Here is an 8,448-nt window from a genome sequence, read left to right as displayed (position 1 = left end):
CTTTTATTACAATGTGGGCAAACATATCTACGTTTTTTAAGAACGAGATAAACATTTTTATTATGAATAGGTAAATCCTTAATAATTTGTTCTCTGTAGTCATGGACTCTAGAAGTTTTAGAAGAGCAAGCAGGGCAAATATGTTCTTTAGGTTTAGTAGAGATATAGATTTTAATAGAATTATCCTCGTTAGAAATTTTATTTATAATTACATCTTTTAAATTTAGTAAATTATTGATAAAATAGTATTGCACTTGTGAATAAATCTCCTTTCTATGTGTAGTTAATTTGGGTACCTACATTTTAGCAGATTTATTTCACAAGTGCTTTTATTTTTTGCAAAAAAGGATAAATTGGGATGCATTTTATTTACACCCCAACATTTATTATAGAACCAAAATAACTTGCCAAATTGGCAAGTTATTTATGTTTTTTGAGAAGCTCATATTTCACTTTCCAAAGTGCTTCAGAAAGATCTACAAAGTACTCATGAGGTCTTTCAAATCTCTTAACTTCATCCCACAGAGTATCTAATTGGTCAAAGCAATATTTTCTAATATCATGTATATTTGGGCTATCGTATACGCATTTGCCCTTATCATAAATTTGCACTAAAAGTGGCCTTACATAAAAGTCATTTAATGTCTTTCTCTTCCAAGTAAATAGAGGATGGAAAATTTCATAAGGCTTATCTTCAGGGATTTTTTCATCATGTAGAGTTATTACATCTGCCATAGCTTTGTTGTTTTTCTTGTCATAAAATCTGTAAACTTGTTTAAAGCCAGGAGTAGTTATCTTATTTACATTGTTGCTTATTTTAATTTTAGGAACTATTTCTCCGTTTTCTTCAACAGCAACCAATTTATACACGCCGCCAAATATAGGCTCGGATTGAGCTGTTATGAGTCTTTCTCCTACACCGAACATATCAATTTTCGCACCTTGATTAAGCAAATCCTTAATTACAAATTCATCTAGACTAGAAGACGCCATTATTTTAACATCGTTAAAACCAGCTTCATCCAACATTCTCCTAGCTTCTTTGGATAGATATGCAATATCTCCACTGTCAATTCTTATCCCCTTTGGTCTAAATCCTCTTGGCAAAACTTCTTCATTGAAGGTTCTTATTGCATTTGGAACTCCTTGTGAAAGAGTATCATAGGTATCTACCAATAGTGTACAATTATCTGGGTAAACTCTCGCATAAGCCTTAAAAGCTTCCAATTCTGTGGGAAACAATTGAACCCAACTATGAGCCATTGTTCCAAGAGCAGGTATATTAAAATCTCTATCTACGATTGTATTTGCAGTGCCTATGCAACCGCCAATATATGCAGCTCTTGCACCGAGTATAGCACCGCCATAGCCTTGAGCTCTCCTAGAGCCAAACTCAATAACAGGCCTTCCATCAGCAGCTCTTACGATTCTATTTGCTTTTGTTGCGATTAAAGACTGATGATTTACAGTTAAAAGAACCATAGTTTCGACAAGCTGGGCCTGCACTACTGGACCTCTTACAGTTACTATCGGTTCGTTTGGGAATATTGGGGTACCTTCAGGTATTGCCCATACATCACAAGTGAATTTGAAATTTTTTAAGTAATTGATGAATTTTTCTCCAAAAATCCCTGTGCTTTTAAAATAATTGATATCATCTTCGCTAAATTTTAAGTTGTTTAGATAATCTAGAAGCTGTTCAACACCTGCCATGATAGCAAATCCACCATCATCTGGAATGCTTCTAAAAAACATATCAAAATATGCTATCTTGTCTTCCATATTATTTTCTAAATATCCATTAGCCATGGTAAACTCATAAAAATCCGCAAGCATGGTAAGGTTTTCTTTTACCAGCCAATCTACTTTTTCCATAGTGCATCTCCTTTACATATATTAACTATATTATAGTATCAAAGCTTGTAAAATACAACTTTAAAAAAATAAGAAGGACCTTTCCAATTTTCATCTTAGAAAAGCCCTTCATTTTAAATAAGACTTTGAACAACTGCTCCAACGTTCAGTTTTTGGTTCTATCACATTTTCTTTAATTTTAACAAGCAACTCCTTAATTTAAGTTAAAGTGGATTAAACTCTAATCTTTTAACTTAATAAGTTATTAAGTTTTACTAATTTACCTAATTTACAGGTACATCTTAAACCTTTATAATCTAGTCTTTAGTTAAATTATAAAGTTTACTACAAACATTTACTTAAACTTACTTACACTAACTTAATTTTACACTACCTGCGATTAACATCAATTTTAAATCTTTTAAATCTAAAATACTCTTAACCAATCATCAGTGTAACATTTTTAAAAAGCAACTAATTTTACAACAATTAGATACTTAATATTTTAGTTGGATGCAGTTGTCAAAGTCCTATCAACCATTATATAAATCATTACTTTAATGAAGTAATAATTTATTGTATAATGATTTGTCTATATTATACCCAGAAAATATATTTTAAACACTTTATTTAAAAAAATTTTATAAATTTTTTAAATATTTTTTGCCCTTATCAGTTAATGAAAAAGTAATAATACTATTTGAGGGACAATTGGCTAAATTACAGCCAAAACATTTGCCACCACAAGAAAATTCACCATTATCCCGCGATAGATATTCCATTTGAACGAGTTTGTCTATCAATTCATTTGCATACTTTTCGTCAATGCCTAACCTGTTAGCGATATCCCTTGTCGATTTCACGGTTTTATTAGAAATCAATTTTAAACACTCTTTTAACATAATATCCTCCTGTTATATGAACAAACTGCCTATTTGGTAGACTAGTACAGCCATTATATATCCCAATAAAAATGTGTAAATTGCCATGAACAAAGCCCATTTTGTTGAATTGGTTTCTCTTTTGACTGTTGCAATTGTAGCTGCGCAAGGTGTATATAATAGCACCATTACCATATAAGAAATGGCAGAAAGAGTAGTGAAATTCATCCTCAAAGCCTCAGTAAGATCCATAGGAGAATAAAGCATACCTAATGTTCCTACTATAGCTTCTTTCGCAGCAATACCAGCAAAAAGACTCACCGAAGCTTGCCATGTTCCAAATCCAGCAGGTGTAAATATTGGAGCTAAGAAAGATCCAATTCTACCTAATAGACTTTCTTTTGAATAAGGCTCAACTCCAGCAGGCAGCATTGATAGTACCCAAAGAATTGTAACTACTAAAAATATTACAGTTCCTGCTCTTTTTAAGAATTCCCATACTTTTTCCCACATATCTCTAAACACGCTGTTCATTGAAGGCAATCTATAAGGAGGAAGTTCCATGATAAAATGAGTTTCTTCTCCTTTAAATAAAGTCTTGCTGAATACCTTTGCCATGATAAGTGCCATTGTTATGCCAAGAGCATAAATTAGAAATAATACTATTCCACCATTTTTAGGGAAGAATGCACCTATAAAAACCATATAGACTGGGAGCCTTGCACCGCAAGACATAAAAGGATTTATCAATATCGCAATCATTCTGTCTTTTTTATTGTCTAAAGTTCTAGTGCTCATGATTCCGGGGACATTGCACCCAAACCCTACAATCATTGAAATAAAAGATTTACCTTGTAATCCAACCTTTCTCATCAATGAGTCCATTACATAAGCGGCTCTTGCCATATATCCAGTATCTTCTAATATCGCTAGGAAAAAATACAAGACTACTATTAATGGCACAAATACTAATACTGCTCCTACACCGCCAAAGAATCCCTCTGATATGAAAGATACCAATAGTTCTGGCGCATTTATACTGATAAGTAAATTTTCAACAAGTGTAGCGATATAACCTATAAAACTTTCAACATATCCGCCTAAGAAGTCCTGCCCAATTTTGAAAGTAAGTTGAAAAACAGTTGCCATGATCAAAGCGAATATAGGTACTCCAAATATATAGCTAGTTAGTACTTTATCAAATTTATCTGTAGTAGTTAGTACATTTTCAGGTTCTTTTATTAATTCTCTTGTGATGTTATTTATATAATCATATCTTTTGTCTACAATGTCTAATTCGAAAATCTTGTCTTCTTCTCTCAATTTATCTATATATGCTTTAATTTCGCTATCACTTGAAACAAGGGATATAATCTCTCTATCGTTTTCTAGTATTTTTATAGCCATCCATCGCTTGGGATAAAGAAAATCCTTATTTTCGAGTAATTTCTGAATATTTACAATCTCTTGATCTATGTATTTGCCATAGGAAATTTCAAGCGGCTTTGTTTTTCTTCCAATGCTTTCGACCGTAACTTTTAACAATTCATCCACACCGATCTTTTTGGAAGCACTGGTTTCTACAATAGGAACATTCAATCTTTCTGACAGTCTTTTAATATCTATATTAATTTTTTTTGACTTAGCTTCATCTATCATATTTAAAGCTAATACGACATTTGCTCCCATCTCCAATAGTTGTATTGTCAGATATAAATTTCTTTTGATATTTGTTGCATCTATTACATTTATTACAACATCGGGATTACCTTTTAATACAAAATCTCTGGCAACAATTTCATCTTCAGAAAAAGCCCCCAGAGTATAGGCACCCGGTAAATCTACCAATGTATATTTTTCATCTTTATATGTAAAGAAACCCTCTTTTTTTTCAACAGTAACACCAGGCCAATTTCCTACATGTTGGTTAGAACCTGTGATTGCATTAAATAATGTGGTTTTACCACTATTTGGATTTCCAACAAGTGCTATTGTGTGCATATTATTATAGTCTCCTTTTAGTTATTTACTTCTTCCACTTCGATTTGTTCTGCTAGACCTCTGCCTAAAGCCAATTTATTACCGTAAACTCTTAAAATTACTGGGCCAAAATCATTTTTCTCAACTTTTACTTCAGCTCCGGTATTTAAACCAAGCTCATACAATCTTTTAGTTGCCATCTGACCTTTGGATATATTTTTAATTTTGCATTTGCAATTTGGTTTTATTTCAGTCAATACCATTTGTCCTCCCTCCTTTGCCACATGATAATGATTATCATTTACATTTATATGATAATACATATCATACAAAAAATCAAGTTAAAAGTTAAATAAATGACGAAAAAAATAGTTGACTGTTTTACTGGGAAATGGTATATTAAATATACCATCACCCAGTGGGGGAGGTAAGGAGAGTGATAAAGTGGCAGAAAACAAAAATAACCTTCAAAAAAAGACGCTTTTAATAGAGGGCATGACTTGTGCAGCTTGTTCGAACAGAGTAGAGAAAGCATTGAACAAATTAGAAGGGGTAGAAAAAGCTAATGTAAATTTATCATCTAATAAAGCGCTTATTTTCTATGATCCTAAAGTAGTGAATGATCAAATTCTTGTACAAGCAGTTGAGAAAGCTGGATATAAAGCTGAAGTCTTGTCAGAAGAAGACAAAGAGAAAGCTAAATTATTAAGAGAGAAAGAAATAAAATCATTGAGGAGATCTTTTATAATTTCAGCGATACTGTCTTTGCCACTATTAATTGCAATGTTCTTTCACATGGCAGGAAGAATGAATATACTGACCAATGGATATTTTCAATTGCTTTTGGCAACACCAGTCCAGTTTATAATAGGTTCAAGATTTTATAAAGGGGCATATCATTCCTTAAGAGGGAAAGCTGCAAATATGGATGTGCTAATTTCTTTAGGAACATCAGCAGCGTACTTTTACAGTGTGTACAATTTAATAAATGGGGTGCACGAATATTACTTTGAAGCTTCTGCTGTTATCATAACATTGATACTCTTAGGAAAACTGTTTGAAGCTATAGCAAAAGGCAAAACTTCTGATGCAATTAAGAAGCTTATGGAGTTGAGGCCAAAGACAGCAAGAGTATATAGAGATGGAAAAGAAATAGAAATTTCAATAGACGATATCGATGTAGGAGATGTTATTGTCGTAAGGCCGGGTGAGAGCTTGCCTGTTGATGGAATAGTTGTTGAAGGAGCATCTGCAGTTGATGAATCAATGCTAACTGGAGAAAGCATTCCTGTAGAGAAGAAAGAGGGAGACGTTGTAATAGGAGCGACAATCAATAAAACCGGAAGCTTCAAATACAAAGCTACTAAAGTTGGAAAAGATACTATGCTCTCTCAAATCATAAGCATGGTTGAAGACGCTCAAGGCTCTAAAGCTCCAGTACAGAGATTAGCAGATAAGATATCAGGCATATTTGTGCCAGTGGTTTTGGGAATTGCATTAATAACATTTATTGTGTTTTCGAGATTGGATAGCTTTAATACAGGACTTATAAATGCAGTAAGCGTTTTGGTCATAGCTTGTCCTTGTGCACTAGGTTTAGCAACACCAACTGCAATAATGGTAGGCACAGGCAAAGGTGCAGAGCATGGAATACTCATAAAATCTGGAGAACATCTTGAACTTGCTCATAAATTGACAACAATCGTTTTAGACAAGACAGGTACCATCACAAAGGGTTCACCTGAGGTGGTATATGTAGAGAAGTTAACAGATATTGATGAAAACAAGTTGATTGAAATTACTGCTGCTGTTGAAAACACATCAGAACATCCTTTGGGAGAGGCAGTGGTAAAATATGCAAGATCAAAGGGGATTGAATTCTATGAAACAAAAGAATTCAATGCGATTCCCGGCAAAGGTATAAAAGCAATCTATGATGGAAAGAAAGTTGCTATTGGAAATAGAGCTTTGATAAAAGAAAATTTGATAGAAATAGATGACAATATAGAAGAAAAGATAGCAGAACTTGAGAATAAAGGTCAAACTGTGATTATAGTTTCAATAGATAATGAAATAAACGGCATCATAGGAATTGCAGACAAAATTAAAGAAAGCTCTTATGAAGCGATTAAGAAAATGAAAGAAATGGGCTTAGAGCTTTATATGATCACAGGCGACAACGAAAGGACAGCTAAAGCCATAGCCAGAGAAGTGTCGATTGAAAATGTAATTGCTGAAGTATTGCCGGAAAACAAAGAAAAGATAGTAAAAAGCTTAAAAAAAGAAGGGAAAATCGTCGGCATGGTAGGAGATGGAATAAACGACGCTCCTGCTTTAGCAAGTGCAGATGTCGGTTTTGCAATTGGAACAGGAACTGACATTGCAATCGAAGCATCGGATATAACTTTAATAAAAGGAGATTTAAATGGTGTGGTGACAGCTATTAGACTTAGCCATAAAACAATGAGGACTATCAAGCAAAACTTGTTCTGGGCATTTTTCTATAATACAATAGGCATTCCATTTGCTGCATTAGGATATTTAAATCCAATGATAGCAGGAGCAGCAATGGCATTTAGTTCAGTATCAGTAGTAATCAATTCTTTAAGATTAAAGAATTTCAAATAGAGAAAGGAGAATGAAGATGGAAAAAATAATCTCAATTGAAGGCATGTCATGTGAGCATTGTGTAAAAGCAGTAACAAATGCACTAAAAGAAGTAGAGGGAGTAGAAGAAGTGAAGGTAAGTTTAGAAGAAAAAAACGCAGTAGTTAAAGGAAACAACCTTGATGATGAGAAATTAAAAGGAGCAGTCGAAGAAGCTGGCTATGATGTAGTAAATATAAAATAGGTGATCTTAAATGAATGCAGAAAAAGAGGTAGCTTTAAGAAAGCTAAAGACAGCCAGAGGACAGATTGACGGAATAATTAAGATGATAGAGTCTGATAGATATTGCGTCGATATATCCACTCAGATACTATCTACTATTGCCCTTCTAAAAAAAGCAAACATAGATGTATTAAATGGCCATATCAGAACTTGCGTGGCATCAGCCATACTAGAAGGCGAAGACAAAGGCAAAGAAAAAATTGACGAAGTAATAAATATAATAGATAAGTATATAAAATAATGGAGCGAAAGCTCCATTATTTTTACTTAATTTAAAAACTTTATTTGTAAAAGATCAGCAATGGATATTGCCATGGCCATCGCACCTTTTATTAATAAAATAAATAATTTAAATTTAGGATAAAAATTTCTATAATTGGGTAAAAATAGTATTGAAATGATGGAAAAATTTTTATATAATATATTTCCATCTTTGACAGTTGAGAGACACAAAAACTCTGGAATGCATTGTAATTAGTGCACTTCAGAGTTTTCGCTTTGTTTAAAAACTGCGTAATGTTTTCTTCTTTTTTGTTTCCTTAAAATAATTTTTCATCTTTTTTATGCTTACTATCTCATAATCTGTTCTGAACCCAAATGCCTCATGTAAAGCATCAGTAAAATCAGTTCTCGTGTAGGTTGGAATATATCCTTCTGTTGGAATAGAGTAGAAATTCATATCTCTTAAACCATTAATAATTTCCTGACTTGTAAATTGTTCATCTAATAATTTCTCTAAATATCTATATAAAACTAATGCAAGAAAACATGTAGTGAAATGTGCCTGTATACGATCGTCTCTGCTTAAATAAACTGGCCTTGCCTTAAACTCTGATTTCATAA

Annotated in this window: 8 protein-coding genes and 1 pseudogene; 3 read left to right on the top strand and 6 right to left on the bottom strand. The window is 32.9% G+C overall.

Annotation, left to right across the window (positions count from 1 at the left end; all coding sequences use genetic code 11):
- From BO51_RS09695 to BO51_RS09675, 5 genes are all read right to left on the bottom strand, one after another.
- Positions 1–254 (bottom strand): transposase family protein (locus BO51_RS09695; protein WP_496486191.1); only part of this gene is annotated, 254 nt, incomplete at its 3' end.
- A gap of 166 nt (positions 255–420) precedes the next feature.
- Complete coding sequence (locus BO51_RS09690) at positions 421–1,875, bottom strand: nicotinate phosphoribosyltransferase (protein ID WP_496486189.1); 1,455 nt, start codon at positions 1,873–1,875, stop codon at positions 421–423.
- Positions 1,876–2,495: 620 nt separating this feature from the next.
- A complete protein-coding gene (locus tag BO51_RS09685; RefSeq protein WP_496486187.1) occupies positions 2,496–2,756 on the bottom strand; it encodes a hypothetical protein in 261 nt (86 codons plus the stop codon).
- Between the two features lie 12 nt (positions 2,757–2,768).
- Positions 2,769–4,736, bottom strand: coding sequence for a ferrous iron transport protein B (feoB, locus tag BO51_RS09680; protein ID WP_496486185.1), 1,968 nt, complete (start codon positions 4,734–4,736; stop codon positions 2,769–2,771).
- 17 nt (positions 4,737–4,753) lie between these two features.
- Complete coding sequence (locus BO51_RS09675) at positions 4,754–4,978, bottom strand: FeoA family protein (RefSeq protein WP_496486183.1); 225 nt, start codon at positions 4,976–4,978, stop codon at positions 4,754–4,756.
- A gap of 181 nt (positions 4,979–5,159) precedes the next feature.
- On the opposite strand from BO51_RS09675, the gene BO51_RS09670 reads away from it, so the two are divergent.
- Genes BO51_RS09670 through BO51_RS09660 form a run of 3 tightly spaced genes read left to right on the top strand, consistent with a single transcriptional unit; the run spans position 5,160 to position 7,846 of the window.
- Positions 5,160–7,343, top strand: coding sequence for a heavy metal translocating P-type ATPase (locus BO51_RS09670; RefSeq protein WP_496486181.1), 2,184 nt, complete (start codon positions 5,160–5,162; stop codon positions 7,341–7,343).
- A 16-nt stretch (positions 7,344–7,359) separates the two neighbouring features.
- Positions 7,360–7,566 carry a heavy-metal-associated domain-containing protein gene (locus BO51_RS09665; RefSeq protein ID WP_496486179.1) on the top strand — a complete coding sequence of 69 codons (207 nt, stop codon included), beginning with the start codon at positions 7,360–7,362 and terminating at the stop codon, positions 7,564–7,566.
- 10 nt (positions 7,567–7,576) lie between these two features.
- The gene (locus tag BO51_RS09660; RefSeq protein ID WP_496486177.1) at positions 7,577–7,846 is read left to right on the top strand and encodes a metal-sensing transcriptional repressor; all 270 of its coding nucleotides are present in this window, start codon (positions 7,577–7,579) and stop codon (positions 7,844–7,846) included.
- Positions 7,847–8,107: 261 nt separating this feature from the next.
- On the opposite strand, the pseudogene BO51_RS09655 reads toward BO51_RS09660, so the two are convergent.
- Positions 8,108–8,448 (bottom strand): annotated as a pseudogene (locus BO51_RS09655) (IS1634 family transposase); the annotation flags it as partial.

Source organism: Soehngenia saccharolytica DSM 12858 (assembly GCF_059568515.1).
This window is presented reverse-complemented; position numbering and strand designations above follow the sequence as displayed.